Here is a 19,215-nt window from a genome sequence, read left to right as displayed (position 1 = left end):
TATTTTTTGTTTTTTAGCAACCTTTTTATATTCGAATCGTTACGTAATACGTGACAGTAATGACCGAAAAACGTATGATTAACATAGAATGTATAGAAAAGGGTTGTGAGTTTAGACGATGATTATGATGATTGAAAGCATCATTAGTTTTATCCTGCATATCGATCAGCATTTAGTAGAGATTATAAGAGATTTTGGTAATTGGACATATGGTATTTTATTTAGTATCGTATTCGTCGAAACAGGTGTTGTTATTTTCCCATTTTTACCAGGTGATTCTCTTTTATTTGCAGCAGGTACATTTTCAGCATTAGGCTCTTTAAGCCTTCCTATTTTATTAATTGTATTTTTCACAGCCGCCGTGTTAGGTGACTCACTCAATTATGAAATTGGTAAAAAAGTGGGTACGACTATTACACCCGGTTCTTTTATGGGCCGATTTATTAATCAAGATAAAATGCACAAAGCAGAAGCCTTTTTCAATAAACATGGTGGTAAAACCATTGTTATAGCAAGATTTATGCCATTCATACGTACATTTATTCCATTTGTAGCGGGAGCAAGCCGCATGAAATATGGCTACTTCCTCATGTACAATGTAATCGGTGCAGCGTTATGGGTATTAAGCTGTACACTGCTAGGTTATTTCTTTGGTAATATTCCAATTGTACGCGATAATTTCTCTACGGTTTTAATCGTAATTATCCTACTATCAGTTATCCCGGCTCTATTTGGTTTTATTAAATCGAGAAAAAAACCACAAACAAGTAAATAATAGTGAATGCATGCATCGTAATTAGGAGGGATAACCAACTCATTACGGTGCATTTTTGGTTTTGATTATAGCAGGAGATTGTCAGCCAGACATATGGAGCATTGCAGTAGAAAAATAGGCCTGATGATGATTTATATATAGCTTGGCGCATACTAAATAACAAAAAACATAGTTATTCTATAGGAATTGAAAAGGATAACTATATTATTCACTTTTAATATGTTAGAATATTCTCATAATTAAACAGAGGAGTGTTCATATGACAGAGAAAATGAATGTAGAAAGTTTTAATTTGGATCATACAAAAGTAGTCGCACCATTTGTTCGACTTGCAGGCATTAAAAAAGGGCAATATGGTGATGAGGTATATAAGTATGACCTTCGTTTCAAGCAACCTAATAAGGCGCATATGGATATGCCAGCACTACACTCGCTCGAACATTTAATGGCGGAGAGAATACGCGAACATACTAATCAAGTAGTCGATCTTAGTCCCATGGGTTGTCAAACTGGATTTTATCTGTCACTGATCAATCATAGTGACTATGAAGAAGTGTTGACAATTCTTGAAAAAACATTACAAGATGTAACCGTGGCACAATCCGTTCCTGCTTGCAATGAGATTCAATGTGGCTGGGCTGCAAGTCATAGTTTGGAGGGTGCTCAACAACTTGCACAAGAGATGCTTGCACAACGGGCTTCATGGTCAGAGATATTTTCACCATCATAACAAATGAGCCTGGGACAGAACAAAAATAGTATGTCTCCAATGCAAATAATCAAATCAATTGAACGCGCAGAAAACCCCACAGGAATGCAGTGACGAGGCGTTTGAAGCCCATGTCCGCGGAAAGCATTTTTCGCAGCATAAATGGATTGAAATGAATAATCCCGTATGATTTCGAAAAATCATACGGGATTTTCTCTGTTGAAAATACGTGTGTCTCAGGCTCATTTTTAACTTTCATAAATAAGATGAAAAAGATGGATGGAGACAAGCATATCTTGTCGTATGGAGAGTTAATTTTACCAAATTCACTATAAATAGAGTGTTTTCATTTAGCCCAGTAATTTTGCGAAGTTCACTTGATTCACGACTAGGAAGTATCAGTAGAAAATAAAAAATGCAAATACTAGTAATTTAGTAAGTATAAATACACTTGTGTAGTGGGTCTATTTTATGTAACATAGAAATAAAATACATACTTTAGTCATATTTTTCGATTAGGTAAGCAAAGTAGTGAAGGGGTAAGATAATGGAAATATTTATCGGAAGACAACCGATTTTTGATATGGATGAAAAGCTCTTTGCCTATGAATTGCTCTATAGAAGCGGCGGGGAAAGAAATGAGTTTGTAGCAATAGATTCAAATCGAGCAACGATTGAAGTATTGATTAATTCATTCTTTTCGATTGGTTTTGATGAATTAGCAAATGGTACACCATGCTTCATTAATTTTACTGAAGAATTAATTATGAGCGATATTTTTGAAAGTTTGTCTCCAAAAGACATTGTCGTGGAAGTATTGGAAGATGTTCCAATTACCGCGACACTAATTCGACGCTTGAAGCAAATTAAACGAATGGGCTTCCGTATAGCACTCGATGATTTTATGATTCAATCGAATATTCATTTATATACACAACTATTCCAGCAGACAGATATCATTAAAGTCGATTTTCTCTCAACAACGGAAGAACAGCGCTTTACACTGGAGCAACGTTTAAAAAAAGAACACCCTCATATTATTCTATTGGCTGAAAAAGTAGAAACACGTACGCACTATTTTGAAGCAAGAATGGCTGGTTATAGGCTTTTTCAAGGCTATTATTTTATGCAACCACAAATTATTAAAGGCAATGAAATACCAGCAAATATGTTGCAATACTATCAGGTAATCGCATTATTAAAAAATCCTGAACCAGATATTGATGAGTTGGCAGAGCAAATTGAGCATGATGTGGCGCTATCATTTAAATTATTAAAACTAATCAACACATCGTCAAAACGTACGAAGAAAAAAATTCGTTCTATTAAACAGGCGATTTTATTACTTGGTTTAACAGATTTACAAAAATGGGTCTATATATTAGCCTATCGTGAATCAGGTCGTAAAAAAGGATCGGATCTCTATGAGGAACTCATGAAAGCCTCGTTATGCAGAGCCAAACTATGTGAATTGATTGCCAAAAAAGCAGGCTATCGTAATTATTCAGAATACTTTTTAGTAGGCATGTTTTCATTGATTGATGCATTATTAGAAAAACCATTAAATACAATTTTGACGCAGCTACCGCTATCGGATGAGATTATCGATGCGATTTCAGGAACACATGCTGAAATGTCGGCAATTTTGAATATGGCGATTGCTTTGGAGCGTACAGATTGGCAAAAAATAGAAATACTGCAACAATCGGTTGCAATTACGACAGATGATTTATTGACCTATGCGGAGCAAGCCAATAAATGGACGACTAACTTAGAGTTAATTTAAGGCTGTCATCGCTGAAAATTGCTAAAGTTGTCAGAATTATACGTCAGTCAAATGTTTCATAAGGGCTAGTACTTTGTTATAATGAGTGCGAACTATCATTATAATTGGAGGCGACCCACATGAAAAAGCTTTTATTTGCCCTGTTAATCGGATCAGCATTAACATTAGGTGCATGCGGATCGAATAAAGATGATGCGAGCGACGGGAATAAATCAGTCAAGGTTGACGGAGAAAAGATTGCACAGCAAAAATGCATTAGTTGTCATGGCAGTGATTTAAGCAATGGTAGCGCACCGGATATTTCAAAAATTGGTGCTAGTAAATCAGCTGCGGATATCCAAAAAATTATTGAAGATGGCCAAGGTGCGATGCCAGGTGGTATTGTAACTGGTGATGAAGCAAAGGCGGTTGCTGATTGGTTAGCGACCCAAAAATAAGCAAATCAAAAAACGAGCGAATGCCATTAATGCATTTACTCGTTTTTTGTATGGAAAGTATTTCTTTGAAGATAAACTAGCAATGACATGGTAAAATAGCATTATTATGAGAGGGTGTGAACATGTTGGATCAAGTGTGTACGAGAGACGTGATGGAAGAACTAAACCTTAAGCTCATGAGTGGTGAGGAAGGAATCGGACGTCATATTTTAACGAGTGATATTTCAAGACCTGGCCTTGAAATGGCGGGTTATTTTACGCATTATCCTGCGGAGCGTATTCAGCTATTAGGCAAAACTGAACTATCATTTTTCTTAATGCTACCAGCAAATGAACGAGTAGAGAGAATGCTCAAACTATGTGCAGAAGATACACCAGCTATTATTATTTCACATAATATGGATGTACCAGAAGAATTGCTTGCAGCATCGGCTGAAAATCATGTGCCGGTCTTGACGACCAATTTATCAACAACTCGTTTTTCGAGTAAATTAACAAATTATTTGGAAAGCCGACTAGCACCTTCTACAGCAGTTCATGGCGTATTAGTTGATATTTATGGCATCGGTGTACTTATTACCGGCAATAGTGGTGTCGGTAAAAGTGAAACGGCGTTAGAGCTAGTAAAAAAAGGCCATCGTCTTGTTGCCGATGATTGCGTTGAGATTTATCAAGAAAGTGAAAATACACTGGTCGGTAGTGCACCGCCACTAATTGCCCATCTTTTAGAAATTAGAGGAATTGGTATTATTGATATTATGACGATGTTTGGCGCATCAGCTGTACGAAAATATAAAAGAATATCACTTGTGATCGACCTTGAGACTTGGGATGCGGAAAAAACATATGATAGACTAGGGATTGAAACTGAAACGATGCGAATTTTAGATTCCGAGTTAACAAAGTTGACGATTCCTGTTCGACCAGGACGAAATTTAGCTGTAATTATTGAAGTCGCGGCAATGAATCATAGACTGAAAAATCTCGGTGTCAATTCTGCTGAAGAGTTTACAAAAAGACTAGAGAATGTTATACAGGGCAAGTCTCAATAATGACTTGTCGTGGAGGGAGAGCATGATGGATTTTTTATTAATGAGTATTGATCCAGTTGCCATACAACTAGGACCAATTGATGTGCGCTGGTACGGTATTATTATTGCTAGCGGTATTATTGTTGCCTATTTAGTAGGACAGCGTGAAATGATTAAAAGAGGTTTCAAAGAAGATACCTTAACAGATTTACTTATATGGGCAGTACCCATTGCCATCATCAGTGCACGAATCTATTATGTGATATTTGAGTGGGGATACTATAAGGATCACCTCAATGAGATTATTGCTATTTGGAATGGTGGAATCGCTATTCATGGCGCATTGATTGGTTCGGTTATTACGGCGCTTGTTTTTGCTAAAAAACGTCAACTAAGCTTTTGGAAGATAGCGGATGTTTTAGCGCCATCTATTTTAATTGGACAAATAATTGGCCGTTGGGGTAACTTCATGAATCAAGAAGCTTATGGTGGAGTTGTAGAGCGCTCATTTTTAGAAAATCTTTATATTCCAGATTGGATTATTGAACAAATGAATGTAGCTGGCTTCTATCATCATCCAACATTCCTTTATGAATCGCTATGGAATATTATTGGATTAGTGTTATTGCTTGTATTACGCAAAGTAAATTTACATCGAGGAGAACTTTTCCTTATTTATATTATGTGGTATTCATTTGGGCGTTACTTCGTTGAAAGCATGCGTGAAGATAGCTTGTATATTGGACCATTACGTACCGCGCAAATGGTGTCACTAATCGCTTTAATCGCTGCGGCAGCAATCTTCATCTATCGCCGTTATAAAGTGAAACCAGTCATTAAATACAAAGATAAGTAATAGCTAGCTATTAAATACACCCGGCTCTGCTAATTAGTAGAACCGGGTTATTTCATATGGAAGAGGAGTGTATGACGATGCAATACAAAGGATTATTATTTGATTTTGATGGAACATTACTAGATACAAATGATTTAATATTGGATACATTTCATCATGTAATTGAGCCGAAATTTCCTGGGAAATATTCACGAGAAGCATTACAAAAATTTATTGGACCATCCTTAAAAGACTCTTTTACAGAAGTGGATGCCAAAAATGTTGATGTACTGATTGCAGAATATATTACATGGAATCGTCAACATCATGATGAGCTTGTAAAGGAATTCCCAGATGTCGTTGAAGTATTAACACGATTAAAAGAAAGTGGTTTAAAATTAGCAATCGTTTCAACAAAACGTCGAGAAGCATTGCTGCGTGGTCTTCATATTTTAGGTGTTGCTGAGTTGTTTGATACAATCGTCAGCAACGATGATGTCGTACATGTCAAACCACACGCTGAACCGGTATTGTTGGCTCTGGAAAATTTAGGTCTAGAAAAAGCGCAGGTCATTATGATTGGGGACAATTATCATGATATTGAAGGTGGGCAAAATGCTGGAGTTCATACAGCTGGTGTAGCTTGGTCATTAAAAGGTCCAGAAGTGTTACAACAATACAATCCAACCTATCTTTTGTATTCGATGAAAGATTTATTAACAATTATGGAGATTCAACAATATGCGTAAAACCGAGCGATATAAGGTGGAAGGTTCGTCATCGCTATGGCAAATATATAAAACTGTGTCTTTTTGGAAGGTAGCAAAATGTTTTATTGTCATTGAAATTGCCCGAATCATGCCATTTTTAGCAGTGAAAAATTGGATGTATCGCCGGCTGTTAAAAATGACCATTGGAGCACGTACGGCTTTCGCATTAAAGGTTGTACCAGATACAATGTTCCCAGAGCGTATTACAGTGGGGAGCGATACGATTATTGGTTTTAATACAACTATTTTGGCACATGAATATTTAATAGAAGAATACCGACTCGGCGATGTATGCATTGGTGATCGTGTCATGATTGGTGCCAACTCTACAATCTTACCGGGCGTAACAATTGGCGATGATGCGGTTGTTTCAGCCATGACGCTGGTACATAAGGATGTACCAGCGGGAGCCATGGTTGGAGGTAATCCGATGCAAGTGATTTATACAAAAGAACAACGTCAACAACAATCAACTGAAAAATCGTAAGTTATAAAAAATGTCGACTAATGCTTATATAGCATGGTCGACACTTTTTTTAGAGCAAAAACTGCTGTGAATGCTATTGACGAACATCGATTGTTGCGTTAAACTTACATACACTATCACGTTAGCACTCTAGTGAACTAAAGTATCGATAAGGAAGTGTATATATGTCAACCATTCGTCCCTTCGAAAAACCATTAGGTATGCGCGATACATTGCCTACAATTTTCGAAAAGAAAGAATCGATTCGTCAAATTGGTCGCGAGTTTTTACTTGGAAGAGGTTTTGAATTTATTAAAACACCCACTTTAGAATATTATGAAACGGTTGGGAAGTCATCGGCTATTAAAGAGTCTAATTTATTTAAATTAGTCGATTCACAAGGCAATACATTGGTATTACGTCCAGATATGACAACGCCAATTGCTCGTATAGCCACGACAAAGTTACTAAATGAAAAAATCCCATTACGTCTCGCCTATTTTTCAAATGTTTTTCGTGCGCAAGAACTAGAAGGTGGTCGCCCCGCAGAATACGAACAAATGGGGATTGAGATTATTGGCGACGATTCTGTTTATGCTGACTGCGAAGCTATTTTAACAACGATTGAGTTTATGAAGACATTAGAAATTGCTACTTTTAAAATAACGATTGGTCATGCGGGCATTTTAGATGCAATCATCCGTAAAAATGTCGATGACGAACAACAATATAGCGTATTACATCAATTATTAGTAGATAAAAACTATGTTGGCTTTGAAGAGGCGGTCCATTCATTTAATTTGGCGCCAGAGCAAGCAACTATTTTATTTGCCTTTTTACAAGAAGCGACTGAACTCACAAATATCCGTCAAATTTCAAAATTCTTATATGATAAAGATATGTTTATTTATATGGAACAGCTAGCTTCCGTTTTGGAAATTGCCAATGCGTTGGACTATATTGATTTTGATTTCACTTTAGCGAGCCATATGAATTACTATACAGGCATGTTATTTGAAGTATTTGCAGAAAATACAGGTTATCCTGTTGGTAATGGAGGTCGTTATGATGGTTTGTTACAAGAATTTGGCTATGCAGCAAGCGCCATTGGTTTTGCTTTGCGCATCGATCAATTGCTTGAAGCGATGCCAAAAAAACAGTTGACTGTAGATACTGTACTCGTACTCTATGTAGCCACTCAATTTGAAAAAGCCTTGAAAACAACCGCTTCATTAAGACGACAAGGTCGCCGAACGACGATGCAAGCGATTGAAGGGATCGATGATATTGCGCGATTTGAAAAGAATTTTTCAGCAGTCGTACGCATCGCTCAAGGAGGTATAGACAATGACTACTAATCAACTGACAATCGCTATGCCAAAAGGACGGATTTTTGAAGAGGCCTATGATATGCTCATTGATGCCGGTTTTGATTTACCAAAAACAATGGATATTTCCCGTAAACTCATGTTAGAAATACCAGGTGAAAATATTCGTTTTATACTGGCAAAACCTACAGACGTTCCTACATATGTAGAACATGGAGTGGCTGATATTGGTATTGCAGGAAAAGACACATTATTAGAACAGCAACGAAAAGTGCATGAGTTACTCGACTTGAAAATAAGTAATTGTCATATTGCATCAGCGGGTTTGCCACAGACAAAACTTGATGATATTGCACCGAGAATTGCCACGAAATATCCGAATATTGCGTCAGCTTATTATCGCGAAATAGGTGAGCAGGTCGAAATTATTGCGCTAAATGGCTCCATCGAATTAGCGCCAATGATTGGCCTTGCAGATCGCATTGTCGATATCGTATCAACAGGTCAAACATTGAAAGAAAATGGTCTTGTAGAATATGACTATATAACGGCAGTATCATCGCGATTAATTGCCAATCCAGCTAGTTACAGAATGAAAAATAAACGTATTACAGATCTTGTTCGTCGTTTGAAAAAATGTGTTAAGTAAGGAAGTGCCAAATAAATGAAAATTCAACAATTAACACCGGAACTATCACTGAAGCGTCAACTTGAAACTGGCAATGAACAGCAATTAGCGACCGTGCGTACAATCATTGCAGATGTTCAAAAAAATGGGGACGCAGCAGTAGCTGCCTATACAGAAAAATTTGATGGTGTTGCATTATCTGATTTTAAAGTAAGTGCGCAAGAGATGGCTCAAGCATTTGCAGAGGTCGATGTACAGATTATTGCGGATTTGACGGAGGCAGCACAAAATATCCGTCTTTATCATGAAGAGCAACAACGTCAAGGCTTTCAGTTACCATTGGCAGATGGCTCTTTTTTAGCGCAGCGTATCCTACCGTTACAAGCGGTTGGTTTATATGTACCAGGTGGTTCGGCAGCATATCCTTCTTCTGTCTTGATGAATGTTATTCCTGCGCAAGTAGCGGGAGTGGAACGGATCGTCATTGCAACACCATGTGATGCTACAGGTAAATTGCCAGCAGCAGTTTTAGCAGCGGCTCAGATTTTAGGCATTACTGAAATATATAAAATGGGTGGTGCACAGGCCATCGCAGCAATGGCATATGGTACACAGACTATTGCTGCAGTCGATAAAATCACCGGACCAGGTAATATATATGTCGCATTAGCGAAACGTGAAGTATTTGGTGTTGTTGCAATCGACATGATTGCGGGCCCAAGTGAAATTGCAATGATTGCGGATGATACCGCTTTTGCAGATGAAGTTGCAGCAGATTTATTATCGCAAGCAGAGCATGATGCAATGGCTTGTGCAGTGTTGATTACAACGAGTGAAACATTGGCAAAAAACGTCCAAATAGAAATAGAAAAACAGTTGGTGACATTACCAAGACAGGCTATTGCAAGACGTTCTATAGAAGATTTTGGTGTGATTTATATCGCGCAATCTATCGCGGATGCTGTTGATGCAATTAATCAACTAGCACCAGAACACTTAGAAATTGTCACAGAAAATGCACAAGTAGTGAGTGAACAGATAAAAAATGCAGGAGCTATTTTCATCGGACGGTACAGCTCAGAGCCGATAGGGGATTATTTCGCAGGAACAAACCATGTATTGCCGACAAACAGTACAGCGCGCTTTGCTTCTAGTTTAAATGTCGATGATTTCTTGAAAAAGACTAGCATCATCTATTACACAGAGAAAACATGGCAGGATCACGCACCGAAAATAGCGCGATTAGCAAGGCTTGAAGGATTGGAAGGACATGCACGCGCAGTAGAATCTAGAGCTTGGCGAAAGGAGACGATATAATATGACGCAACGCATCGCTAAAATAGTGCGAAAGACGAATGAAACACAAATTGATATCGAATTAAATTTGGATGGCACAGGTAAATCTACAGTCAATACAGGTGTGCCTTTCATGGACCATATGTTAGATTTGTTCATGAAACACGGTCTATATGATGGCTCGATATTAGCTCATGGGGATGTCGAAATTGATGATCATCATACGACGGAAGATTTAGGTATTGTGCTAGGCCAAGTGATTCGTCAAGCATTGGGCGATAAGAGAGGTATTAAACGTTATGGGCATGCTTTCGTTCCGATGGATGACGCGTTAGCACAAGTATATATCGACTGCTCTGATCGACCACATCTCGAATTTCGTGCGACGATGCCTACTGCTAAGGTAGGCACTTTTGATACGGAACTCGTTCATGAATTTTTATGGAAATTTGCTTTGGAGGCACGCATGAATGTTCATATTGTCGTACCATACGGGCACAATACACATCATATTATTGAGGCGATTTTTAAAGCGTTGGCACGTGCAATAGATATGGCAATTCAATTAGATGCCCGAGTTGAGGGTGTGCCATCAACGAAGGGGTTACTTGGATGAAAATTGGCATAATCGATTATGGTATGGGAAATTTATTTAGTGTAGAGCAGGCAGTTAAAAGGCTGGGTGTTGATGTGGTGACGTCATCCGATGCCACTGAATTGCAAATGGCAGATGCTTTAATATTACCTGGAGTTGGCGCATTTGAAGATGCTATTAAATGCTTGGATCGCAGCGGATTATGTCAGTTGATTAATGATGTAGCAGTGAGTGACAAGCCGTTGCTGGGTATTTGTTTAGGCATGCAACTACTCTTCGAATCAAGCGAAGAAAATGGCCAACATAAAGGGCTCGGTATATTGAAGGGTCATATTAAAAAATTCAGTAGTATACAATACAGAATTCCACATATGGGGTGGAATAATTTACACTTTCCTCAACCTGAAAGTTGGTTGACAGCAGCACAAAAAACAGATGGACATGTTTATTTTGTTCATTCATATTACGCTAGTCAATATGATGAACAACAGTTAAGTGCGTATGCACAATATGCGGACCAAGTAGTGCCAGCAATCGTTCATAAAGACAATGTAACGGGTATGCAATTTCATCCTGAAAAATCGGGGGAATGCGGTATGGCATTACTAGAGGGATGGTTAAATACGGTTCAAGTGAAGGAGCAAACGACATGACGACAATTGATATTTATCCAGCAATTGATATGCGGGGGGGCAAATGTGTCCGTCTATATAAAGGAGATTATGCGCAGGAAACAATCTATGGTGACTCACCTTTTGACATGGCAAAAAGTTTTGCACAAGCGGGAGCGAAATTTGTCCATATGGTCGATTTAGATGGTGCAAAGGATGGCGAAAGAGTGCATGCAGCAGACGTTATTCGCGTAGCACAACAACTTGATATTCATGTGCAAATTGGTGGAGGTATCCGCTCGGAAGAAGATGTTCGTTTCTATTTAGAAAATGGCGTAGATCGCGTTATTATTGGTAGTTTAGCCATACGTGAACCACAATTAGTTGTTCGCTTCATCGAGAAATTTGGAGCGGAGCGCATTGTTATAGGCATCGATGCCAAAGATGGTATGGTTGCGACACATGGTTGGCTCGAAACATCTAACCAATCCGCAGTAGAAGTAGGACGATATTTCATCGAACAGGGTGCAAAACATATTATTTTTACAGATATTGCGACAGATGGTACATTGCAAGGTCCCAATATTACAGCGAATGAACAATTAGCGAATAACACAGGAGCTCAAGTCATTGTTTCTGGAGGGATGAGTTCGCTGGCGGATATTCAAGCAGTAAAAAGAGCAGCTGAAAATACTTCGATTCGTGGTGTCATTATTGGAAAAGCATTGTATACAGGCCAATTCACATTAACTCAAGCACTGGAGGAGGCAAAATAGATGTTGAAAAAACGTATTATTCCATGCTTGGATGTGAAAGAAGGACGCGTTGTCAAGGGTGTACAGTTTGTCTCTTTACGAGATGCTGGTGACCCAGTAGAACTTGCGACATTTTACAATGAACAAGGAGCGGATGAACTTGTATTTCTCGATATTTCAGCGACAGTGGAAGGGCGCGACACAATGGAAGACGTCGTACGACAAACAGCGTCTACTTTGTCTATTCCGTTTACCGTAGGTGGAGGTATTCGGACGTTGGAGGATATGAAACGTATGCTACGTGCGGGTGCAGACAAGGTTTCGCTGAACTCTGCAGCACTACAAAACCCCTCTATTATAAAAGAAGGTGCTGATTACTTTGGTTCACAATGTATCGTTGTTGCAATCGATGCAAAATGGAGTGCAGAAGAGGATACTTGGATGATTTATACGCATGGTGGTCGCAATCGCTTCGAACGCTCGGCTATTGAATGGGCACAGCAAGTTGCTGCACTTGGGGCAGGAGAATTACTCGTCACATCGATGGATGGTGATGGGAAGAAAACAGGCTTTGATATAGCACTTATGACCGCTCTACGTAAAGTGGTAAATATTCCATTGATTGCGAGTGGTGGGGCTGGAAATGCCGAGCATTTTTATGAAGTATTTACAGAAGCAGATGCCGATGCTGCACTAGCTGCGTCGATATTCCATTATAAAGAAACAAGCGTTCAACAAGTGAAGGATTATTTACGTAATCAGGGAGTGGCAATCAGATGACTATAAAATATGATGCACAAGGTTTGATACCAACGATTATTCAACATGCTCAAACGAAGGAAGTTTTGACACTAGCGTATATGAATGAGGAAGCGTATAACAAGACATGTAGTACGGGTGAAACATGGCTATATTCACGCTCACGTCAAGAATTATGGCATAAAGGTGCGACAAGCGGCCATACGCAACAAGTGATGGCTATACGCTTAGATTGTGATGCGGATGCGATCGTTCTCGAAGTATTACCAAATGGTCCAGCTTGCCATACTGGCGCAACAAGTTGTTTCCACAAAGAAGTGCTGAAAAAACCATCTGATCTTGGTTCACTGGATATTTTGGACCAGTTGAAGCAAGTCATTGCAACACGTGAAGTGGAGTTGCCAAAAGATGCGTATACTACATATCTTTTTAATGAAGGAATCGATAAGATTAGCAAGAAGGTTGGAGAAGAAGCGACAGAGGTAGTGATTGCTGCCAAAAATCGTGATGCAGAGGAACTGAAATGGGAAGCTGCAGATTTAATTTATCATCTTCTTGTATTATTACAAGAGCAAAAACTCGACTTATACGATGTCCTTGGCGTTTTACAAAAGCGTCATGATAAACATTAAAATCCAGAAATACTCCTCGGTCTCTTTTCATGTCATAGAGAGAGAAAATATGCTATAATATACGGTACTATGCAAAAGAACGTAATATTACGTTCTTTTTGCTTTTCGGAGGAATTTTCTTGGAAAATAAAAGTCAAAAACCTATAAAACCTAATATCGTTTCCTTCCTTCCAACAGGTGACTTTTACTATGAAAAAGCGCTGAAATGCTTGGAACGTGGAAACGTTCATAAAGCGATGACCTATTTACAAAGAGCCAGTGAGCTCAGCCCTAATGACGCAATGATCCTACTGCAATACGCGGTCGTTGAACTAGAACTAGGTAATACAGATAAGGCAAGAACGCTCCTTCTTGAAGCGGATACTTTGCAAGCTAGACACCCAGAAATTGTGTTATTTTTAGCCGAAACATCTGCAACTTTAGGCTATTTAGAAGATGCTATTCACTATGGACAATTGTATTTAGAAATAGATGATGAGGGCGATTTTTATGAAGAAGCACTTGAAATAATTGATTTTTCACAATCGATTTTAGATGAAATGCCAAAGGATATAGATGAACCAGCACCAGCACTTGCAATTGAGCAAGAAAAAGCACGTACTTTAATGGAATCTGGTCAACATGAAAAAGCAATTGAATTATTCGAAAATATTATTGCAGATCATCCAGATTATTGGGCAGCCTATAATAATTTAGCACTTGCCTATTTTTATCAAGGCGAGGGTGAACAAGCAAGAGCCTTATTGCATGAAGTGTTGCTAGGTAACTACGGTAACTTACATGCACTGTGTAATTTGACAGTGATTGCCTATTATGAGCAAGAAAAAGAAGAACTTGCGTTACTGCTTGAAACGTTAGTGAAGTTACATCCCTATAATTTTGAACATCGCTTTAAATTAGGTGCCACATTAGCACTAGTTGGTAAGTATGATGAGGCGTACAAGTGGCTGAAAAGCTTATATACGAAAGGGTATATTGGCGATACAGGCTTCTATTTCTGGCTTGCACATTCCGCTTATTTCGCTGGACATGATCGCTTTGCAGAAGATGTATGGAAGCAACTAATTGAGATGGATCCATCCAAGGCTGGTTTTGAACCGTGGTCGACGGAGGCATTAGAAGAAGACGAAATACTAAATGATCGTGATTTTATCGTTGGTAAGCTCGAGCATGATTATAGCTCTGAACGTCTTTTGGGTCTTTATTTATTAAGTAAAACACCGTATAAGCAAGAGATTATTTCACATCCAAAAATTGTCGATGTAGATCGCTGCAATCACATAGAAAAAATCTTTTTAGCCTATGCACTTGGACATGAGCTACAAGATGATGCCGCGTTAGCACCGATTTTACGTGCACTAGAAGTGGCTGAGATTTTGTATAAAGATATAGAGCCGATGAAAATCGAAGATACCTTCTTATTCCAAATGTGGTTTATGCTTTGTGATCGAGCTTTAGCAAAAGGTTATACATTCAAAAATCCAATAGCGCATGCTGCAGCAGCTGAATACATGTACAAATCATCGCGAATGAAAATTACAAAAAAATCAGTGGCAGACTATTATGGAATCACATCTCAAACATTAACTAAGTATATAAATGAATTAATGCCGTTTTTACCAATGTTTGATCGCTAGGCATATAACTTGAACAACGACGTAACATGCCATACTATAATCGATATGAGATAGCTTATATATTTAGGAGGAACTCAATATGTCAGAAGAAAAAATTTATGATGTCATTATAATCGGTGCAGGCCCAGCTGGGATGACTGCTGCTGTCTATACATCGCGTGCCAATCTTTCAACACTTATGCTTGAAAGAGGTATTCCAGGTGGTCAAATGGCCAATACGGAAGAAGTTGAAAATTATCCTGGATTTGACTCAATCTTAGGACCTGAGCTTTCTACTAAAATGTTCGATCACGCTAAAAAATTCGGTGCAGAATATGCATACGGAGATGTTTTAGAAGTAACGGATGGTAAAGAATATAAAACAATCAAAGCCGGTTCTAAAGAGTATAAAACACGTGCAATTATCATTACAACAGGTGCTCAATTCAAAAAAATGGGCGTACCAGGCGAATCAGAATTAGGTGGCCGCGGTGTCAGCTACTGTGCCGTATGTGATGGCGCATTTTTCCGCAACAAAAACCTAATTGTAGTAGGTGGCGGAGATTCAGCAGTTGAAGAAGGAATTTACTTAACACGCTTCGCTGAAAAAGTAACAATCGTTCACCGTCGTGATAAATTACGCGCGCAAAAAATTATTCAAGATCGTGCATTTGCCAATGAGAAAATTGATTTTATTTGGAATAATACCGTGACTGAAATTCACGAAAAAGATGGTAAAGTTGGTAGTGTTACATTAACAAATACACAGGACGGTACAACAGAAGAAGTGGAAACGAATGGCGTATTCGTCTACATCGGTATGAATCCACTAACTGAACCATTTACTGATCTTGGTATTCTAAATGAAGCAGGATATATTCCAACAAATGAAAATATGGAAACTTCAGTACCAGGAATTTATGCAGCAGGTGATGTTCGTGAAAAAACATTACGCCAAATCGTTACAGCAACAGGTGACGGTAGTATCGCTGCTCAAGCAGTTCAAGCTTATCTTGAAACACTTGAAGAAGAACTAGCTACTAAGTAATTCATATGACCAAATAAGATGACCGCTTGGCAAAACCTGCCGAACGGTCATCTTTTCATTTTATGGCTCTATATTATTTGTTGGGATTTTCAAACAAGATCACCTCTGCTTGACGTTTTCCGTATGCCTCGTTTTAACTAATTTCGCAGGGGACGTGAGCTTGTGGTATGTAACGCAAAAAACCACAACGCCAACGATTTGTACACTTGAAAACGGACAAGTCGAGCGTGTAAATAGTTTTTTAGAAGGTATTAACAATAAAAAAATTTTTTCAAACGCTATACATTTGGCTGTAGACGCGTTGTTCATTTTCGAGCGAAGATTTGATTAAATATGAAGTATAAAGAAATGGGTTGGCATTTAGGGTGAATGATTTGTGTAACAAAAGACGGGTCCTCCTGCTGGAAAGCATTCATCCGAAACGAATAAATAGAAAAAGTGGCGTGATGTGAAAAATCCAAATCACGCACCCCACTATTTGACGTAGAACCTCAAAAATGATGGCGTACTAAAAATCTCCTCAAACTGTCCATATTACCTATAAAGTAATATGAGCAAGGGGAAAGACGCTATAAATTCTAGCGGGCGCTTCACCACTATACGAATACTAAAAATAGCGCAAGAAATCGGTCATCCATCTTCGTATGAATCGCAGTGTCGACGAGATCGATGACAGAAAACAACGATCAATTGATACAATGAGTAGGCTATAAAGTGAATTAATTTTGTACGACACACACGGAACAGTGTATAATAGAATATAGAAATAAGAGACAATGATACTAGACAGAAATGGGGTGGCGTACTTGCAACGAATCGCAAATTTGATTGTACGCAAAGAAGATCAGGTGCTTCTTTTGAAGAAGCCTAGACGTGGATGGTACGTAGCGCCAGGTGGCAAGATTGAAGATGGAGAATCTATTTTTGATGCTGCGAGCAGAGAATATTTTGAAGAAACAGGTACAAAAGCCGTTAATCCACATTTAAAAGGTATTTATACAATGGTGATTCAAAAAAACAATAACGTCGTAGATGAATGGATGCTTTTTACTTTTGTAGCGAATGACCTCGAAGGGATTCCGTATACAGAAACACGAGAAGGCATTCTCGAATGGCATCATGTAGATGAGTTAAAAACCTTGCCAATGGCAGAGGGGGATCGTACGAATTTACTCTTTGCTGTAAATAATAAAGGGACACAATATGGCACATTCACATATACGGAAGAATTTCAGCTTTTAGACGAAAAAATACAAAGATCCAACGAAGGGAATTAATTGCATGGAACAATCTAAATCAACGAAGGAGTTAATCATCATTACGGGTATGTCAGGTGCGGGAAAATCTGTAGCAATCCGTGCGTTTGAAGACTTAGGCTATTATTGCATTGATAATTTACCACCCGTCTTACTACCAACATTTATCAAGCTGATGAAAGATTCAAACAAAGAATTAACTCGTACTGTCGTTGTGATGGATTTACGTGGTGGTGATTTCTTTGCGTCGTCGATTGATGCTTTAGACGAAATTGAAAGAGAAAATGACGTCGCAACACAAATTGTTTTCTTGGATGCCGATAATGAAACGCTTGTTAGACGCTATAAAGAGACGCGACGTTCGCATCCTTTAGCCTACGATAGCAGTCCGTTAGAAGGGATTCGTCAAGAGCGAGAATTACTATCTGAAATCAAAGGTCGTGCAAAACAAATTTATAATACGTCAAATATGGCACCAAAAGAATTGCGCAATGTATTAATTGAACAGTTCTCCGGTGCACATCAAAATACATTTACAATTAATGTTATGTCCTTTGGTTTTAAACATGGCATGCCAATTGATGCTGATCTCGTATTTGATGTGCGATTTTTACCGAATCCCTATTATATAGAAGAATTACGTGCGAAAACAGGATTGGAAGAAGATGTATCTTCCTTCGTATTAAAACAAAAAGAAGCACAAACACTTATTGATAAGTTGACAGATTTACTCGATTTTATGATTCCTTTATATAAAAAAGAAGGGAAAACCCAACTTGTTATTGCGTTTGGTTGTACGGGCGGTCAACATCGCTCAGTAACACTTGCAGAGTATTTCGGTAAAACTTTAGCTGATCTTGAATCAACTGTCGTTTCACATCGTGATATTGCAAAGAGAAAGGGATAAGCGCATGGCAACTGAAAAAAAGAAAATTGTCATCGTTGGCGGAGGTACAGGTTTATCTACCTTGCTACGAGGCCTTAAAAAATTCAATGTTGATTTAACCGCAATTGTTACCGTAGCAGATGACGGAGGTAGTTCAGGTCGTCTACGCGATGATTACCAAATACCACCACCAGGAGATGTTCGTAACGTAATTGCAGCATTATCTGAGGTAGAACCATTAGTAGAGGAAATGTTTCAATACCGTTTTAAAGGTGAAGGTAAAGAACATTTGAATGGTCATTCGCTCGGTAATTTGATGTTAACAGCGTTAACAGAAATTACCGGCGATTTTTCTCATGCCATTCGTGAAATGAGTCGTGTTTTAAATGTTCATGGGCGCGTATTGCCAGCAGCCAATCAACGACTTACTTTATTTGCTGAACTACATGATGGAAAGATTGTAGAAGGTGAATCGAAAATACCCACCTATCAACAGCAAATCAAGCGAGTATTTTGTAAACCTGACAATGTAAAACCTTTACCAGAAGCTGTTTCAGCGATTGAGTCAGCGGATTTAATCATCATTGGACCCGGGAGTTTATACACAAGTATTATTCCAAATCTCCTTGTTGGAGATATTCGTGATGCAATTATCCGTGCATCCGGTAAAAAGGTCTATATCTGCAATTTAATGACGCAAAGTGGAGAAACATCACATTATACAGCCGCCGATCACGTGCAAGCAATATATGATCATGTTGATGGAGTTGAATTTCTGCAAACCATTCTTATAAATAACGATGCGGAAGTACCTGAAGATGTTCAATTAGCTTATGAAGAAGAAGACGCCGAACCGGTAAGTTTTGATGTAGATCGTTTGCAAGCTATGGGGTTACAAGTTATTAAAAAAGATATTGCAAAAGTAAGTATCAATGGTAGTGTCCGCCATAAAGCGACGAGAGTAGCAGAGTGGTTAGTTGAATATGTAAAGTGAAA

Annotated in this window: 21 protein-coding genes; all 21 read left to right on the top strand. The window is 38.5% G+C overall.

Features of this window, described 5'->3' with window-relative positions:
* Positions 1–121: 121 nt before the first annotated feature.
* The 21 genes from DEX24_RS12445 to DEX24_RS12345 all read left to right on the top strand — a co-directional run bounded on the left by DEX24_RS12445 (position 122) and on the right by DEX24_RS12345 (position 19,213).
* Positions 122–775: a VTT domain-containing protein gene (locus tag DEX24_RS12445; protein WP_373863554.1), complete on the top strand. Its 654-nt coding sequence runs from the start codon at positions 122–124 to the stop codon at positions 773–775.
* A gap of 259 nt (positions 776–1,034) precedes the next feature.
* Complete coding sequence (locus DEX24_RS12440; RefSeq protein ID WP_109306735.1) at positions 1,035–1,505, top strand: S-ribosylhomocysteine lyase; 471 nt, start codon at positions 1,035–1,037, stop codon at positions 1,503–1,505.
* Positions 1,506–2,031: 526 nt separating this feature from the next.
* Entirely contained in the window at positions 2,032–3,270 is a 1,239-nt protein-coding gene (locus DEX24_RS12435) for an EAL and HDOD domain-containing protein (RefSeq protein ID WP_109306734.1), read from the top strand.
* A gap of 119 nt (positions 3,271–3,389) precedes the next feature.
* Complete coding sequence (gene cccB / locus DEX24_RS12430; protein WP_109306733.1) at positions 3,390–3,707, top strand: cytochrome c551; 318 nt, start codon at positions 3,390–3,392, stop codon at positions 3,705–3,707.
* Between the two features lie 125 nt (positions 3,708–3,832).
* The gene (gene hprK, locus DEX24_RS12425; protein ID WP_109306772.1) at positions 3,833–4,759 is read left to right on the top strand and encodes an HPr(Ser) kinase/phosphatase; all 927 of its coding nucleotides are present in this window, start codon (positions 3,833–3,835) and stop codon (positions 4,757–4,759) included.
* Positions 4,760–4,784: 25 nt separating this feature from the next.
* Complete coding sequence (lgt, locus tag DEX24_RS12420) at positions 4,785–5,594, top strand: prolipoprotein diacylglyceryl transferase (protein WP_109306771.1); 810 nt, start codon at positions 4,785–4,787, stop codon at positions 5,592–5,594.
* Between the two features lie 77 nt (positions 5,595–5,671).
* Positions 5,672–6,322, top strand: a complete 651-nt coding sequence (gene ppaX / locus DEX24_RS12415) for a pyrophosphatase PpaX (protein ID WP_109306732.1) — start codon at positions 5,672–5,674, stop codon at positions 6,320–6,322.
* Positions 6,315–6,830 carry an acyltransferase gene (locus DEX24_RS12410; protein WP_109306731.1) on the top strand — a complete coding sequence of 172 codons (516 nt, stop codon included), beginning with the start codon at positions 6,315–6,317 and terminating at the stop codon, positions 6,828–6,830. The genes ppaX and DEX24_RS12410 overlap by 8 nt, the downstream gene beginning before the upstream one ends.
* A gap of 164 nt (positions 6,831–6,994) precedes the next feature.
* A complete protein-coding gene (locus DEX24_RS12405; RefSeq protein WP_109306730.1) occupies positions 6,995–8,167 on the top strand; it encodes an ATP phosphoribosyltransferase regulatory subunit in 1,173 nt (390 codons plus the stop codon).
* Positions 8,157–8,786, top strand: a complete 630-nt coding sequence (gene hisG, locus DEX24_RS12400) for an ATP phosphoribosyltransferase (protein WP_109306729.1) — start codon at positions 8,157–8,159, stop codon at positions 8,784–8,786. Before DEX24_RS12405 ends, hisG begins: the two co-directional genes overlap by 11 nt.
* Positions 8,787–8,801: 15 nt before the next feature.
* Positions 8,802–10,082 carry a histidinol dehydrogenase gene (hisD, locus tag DEX24_RS12395; RefSeq protein WP_109306728.1) on the top strand — a complete coding sequence of 427 codons (1,281 nt, stop codon included), beginning with the start codon at positions 8,802–8,804 and terminating at the stop codon, positions 10,080–10,082.
* A gap of 1 nt (position 10,083) precedes the next feature.
* Positions 10,084–10,677 (top strand): imidazoleglycerol-phosphate dehydratase HisB, encoded by a 594-nt coding sequence (gene hisB / locus DEX24_RS12390; RefSeq protein WP_109306727.1) that lies wholly within the window; start codon positions 10,084–10,086, stop codon positions 10,675–10,677.
* Positions 10,674–11,309: an imidazole glycerol phosphate synthase subunit HisH gene (gene hisH, locus DEX24_RS12385; protein ID WP_109306726.1), complete on the top strand. Its 636-nt coding sequence runs from the start codon at positions 10,674–10,676 to the stop codon at positions 11,307–11,309. Before hisB ends, hisH begins: the two co-directional genes overlap by 4 nt.
* On the top strand, positions 11,306–12,043 hold the full coding sequence (hisA, locus tag DEX24_RS12380) for a 1-(5-phosphoribosyl)-5-[(5-phosphoribosylamino)methylideneamino]imidazole-4-carboxamide isomerase (protein WP_109306725.1): 738 nt from the start codon (positions 11,306–11,308) through the stop codon (positions 12,041–12,043). The genes hisH and hisA overlap by 4 nt, the downstream gene beginning before the upstream one ends.
* Entirely contained in the window at positions 12,044–12,802 is a 759-nt protein-coding gene (gene hisF, locus DEX24_RS12375) for an imidazole glycerol phosphate synthase subunit HisF (RefSeq protein ID WP_109306724.1), read from the top strand. It begins immediately after the preceding gene.
* Positions 12,799–13,413 carry a bifunctional phosphoribosyl-AMP cyclohydrolase/phosphoribosyl-ATP diphosphatase HisIE gene (gene hisIE / locus DEX24_RS12370; protein WP_109306723.1) on the top strand — a complete coding sequence of 205 codons (615 nt, stop codon included), beginning with the start codon at positions 12,799–12,801 and terminating at the stop codon, positions 13,411–13,413. The genes hisF and hisIE overlap by 4 nt, the downstream gene beginning before the upstream one ends.
* Before the next feature lie 119 nt (positions 13,414–13,532).
* Complete coding sequence (locus tag DEX24_RS12365; protein ID WP_109306722.1) at positions 13,533–15,050, top strand: tetratricopeptide repeat protein; 1,518 nt, start codon at positions 13,533–13,535, stop codon at positions 15,048–15,050.
* 79 nt (positions 15,051–15,129) lie between these two features.
* Positions 15,130–16,077: a thioredoxin-disulfide reductase gene (gene trxB, locus DEX24_RS12360; RefSeq protein WP_109306721.1), complete on the top strand. Its 948-nt coding sequence runs from the start codon at positions 15,130–15,132 to the stop codon at positions 16,075–16,077.
* Between the two features lie 806 nt (positions 16,078–16,883).
* Positions 16,884–17,354 (top strand): 8-oxo-dGTP diphosphatase, encoded by a 471-nt coding sequence (locus DEX24_RS12355; RefSeq protein WP_109306720.1) that lies wholly within the window; start codon positions 16,884–16,886, stop codon positions 17,352–17,354.
* A gap of 4 nt (positions 17,355–17,358) precedes the next feature.
* The gene (gene rapZ / locus DEX24_RS12350) at positions 17,359–18,240 is read left to right on the top strand and encodes an RNase adapter RapZ (protein WP_109306719.1); all 882 of its coding nucleotides are present in this window, start codon (positions 17,359–17,361) and stop codon (positions 18,238–18,240) included.
* Between the two features lie 4 nt (positions 18,241–18,244).
* The gene (locus DEX24_RS12345; RefSeq protein WP_109306718.1) at positions 18,245–19,213 is read left to right on the top strand and encodes a gluconeogenesis factor YvcK family protein; all 969 of its coding nucleotides are present in this window, start codon (positions 18,245–18,247) and stop codon (positions 19,211–19,213) included.
* The last annotated feature ends 2 nt before the right edge of the window (positions 19,214–19,215 follow it).

This window comes from Kurthia sibirica (assembly GCF_003143975.1).
In the GTDB taxonomy this organism is placed as follows: Bacteria; Bacillota; Bacilli; order Bacillales_A; family Planococcaceae; genus Kurthia; species Kurthia sibirica.
The sequence above is the reverse complement of the archived record's forward strand: the minus strand, read 5'-3'. Positions and strand labels throughout refer to the sequence as shown.

Bases quoted from the DNA above. Each gene is read 5' to 3' on its own strand.
- DEX24_RS12440 (WP_109306735.1), top strand. From the start codon at position 1,035: ATGACAGAGAAAATGAATGTAGAAAGTTTTAATTTGGATCATACAAAA.
- DEX24_RS12435 (WP_109306734.1), top strand. From the start codon at position 2,032: ATGGAAATATTTATCGGAAGACAACCGATTTTTGATATGGATGAAAAG.
- cccB (WP_109306733.1), top strand. From the start codon at position 3,390: ATGAAAAAGCTTTTATTTGCCCTGTTAATCGGATCAGCATTAACATTA.
- lgt (WP_109306771.1), top strand. From the start codon at position 4,785: ATGGATTTTTTATTAATGAGTATTGATCCAGTTGCCATACAACTAGGA.
- ppaX (WP_109306732.1), top strand. From the start codon at position 5,672: ATGCAATACAAAGGATTATTATTTGATTTTGATGGAACATTACTAGAT.
- DEX24_RS12410 (WP_109306731.1), top strand. From the start codon at position 6,315: ATGCGTAAAACCGAGCGATATAAGGTGGAAGGTTCGTCATCGCTATGG.
- DEX24_RS12405 (WP_109306730.1), top strand. From the start codon at position 6,995: ATGTCAACCATTCGTCCCTTCGAAAAACCATTAGGTATGCGCGATACA.
- hisG (WP_109306729.1), top strand. From the start codon at position 8,157: ATGACTACTAATCAACTGACAATCGCTATGCCAAAAGGACGGATTTTT.
- hisD (WP_109306728.1), top strand. From the start codon at position 8,802: ATGAAAATTCAACAATTAACACCGGAACTATCACTGAAGCGTCAACTT.
- hisB (WP_109306727.1), top strand. From the start codon at position 10,084: ATGACGCAACGCATCGCTAAAATAGTGCGAAAGACGAATGAAACACAA.
- hisH (WP_109306726.1), top strand. From the start codon at position 10,674: ATGAAAATTGGCATAATCGATTATGGTATGGGAAATTTATTTAGTGTA.
- hisA (WP_109306725.1), top strand. From the start codon at position 11,306: ATGACGACAATTGATATTTATCCAGCAATTGATATGCGGGGGGGCAAA.
- hisF (WP_109306724.1), top strand. From the start codon at position 12,044: ATGTTGAAAAAACGTATTATTCCATGCTTGGATGTGAAAGAAGGACGC.
- hisIE (WP_109306723.1), top strand. From the start codon at position 12,799: ATGACTATAAAATATGATGCACAAGGTTTGATACCAACGATTATTCAA.
- trxB (WP_109306721.1), top strand. From the start codon at position 15,130: ATGTCAGAAGAAAAAATTTATGATGTCATTATAATCGGTGCAGGCCCA.
- rapZ (WP_109306719.1), top strand. From the start codon at position 17,359: ATGGAACAATCTAAATCAACGAAGGAGTTAATCATCATTACGGGTATG.
- DEX24_RS12345 (WP_109306718.1), top strand. From the start codon at position 18,245: ATGGCAACTGAAAAAAAGAAAATTGTCATCGTTGGCGGAGGTACAGGT.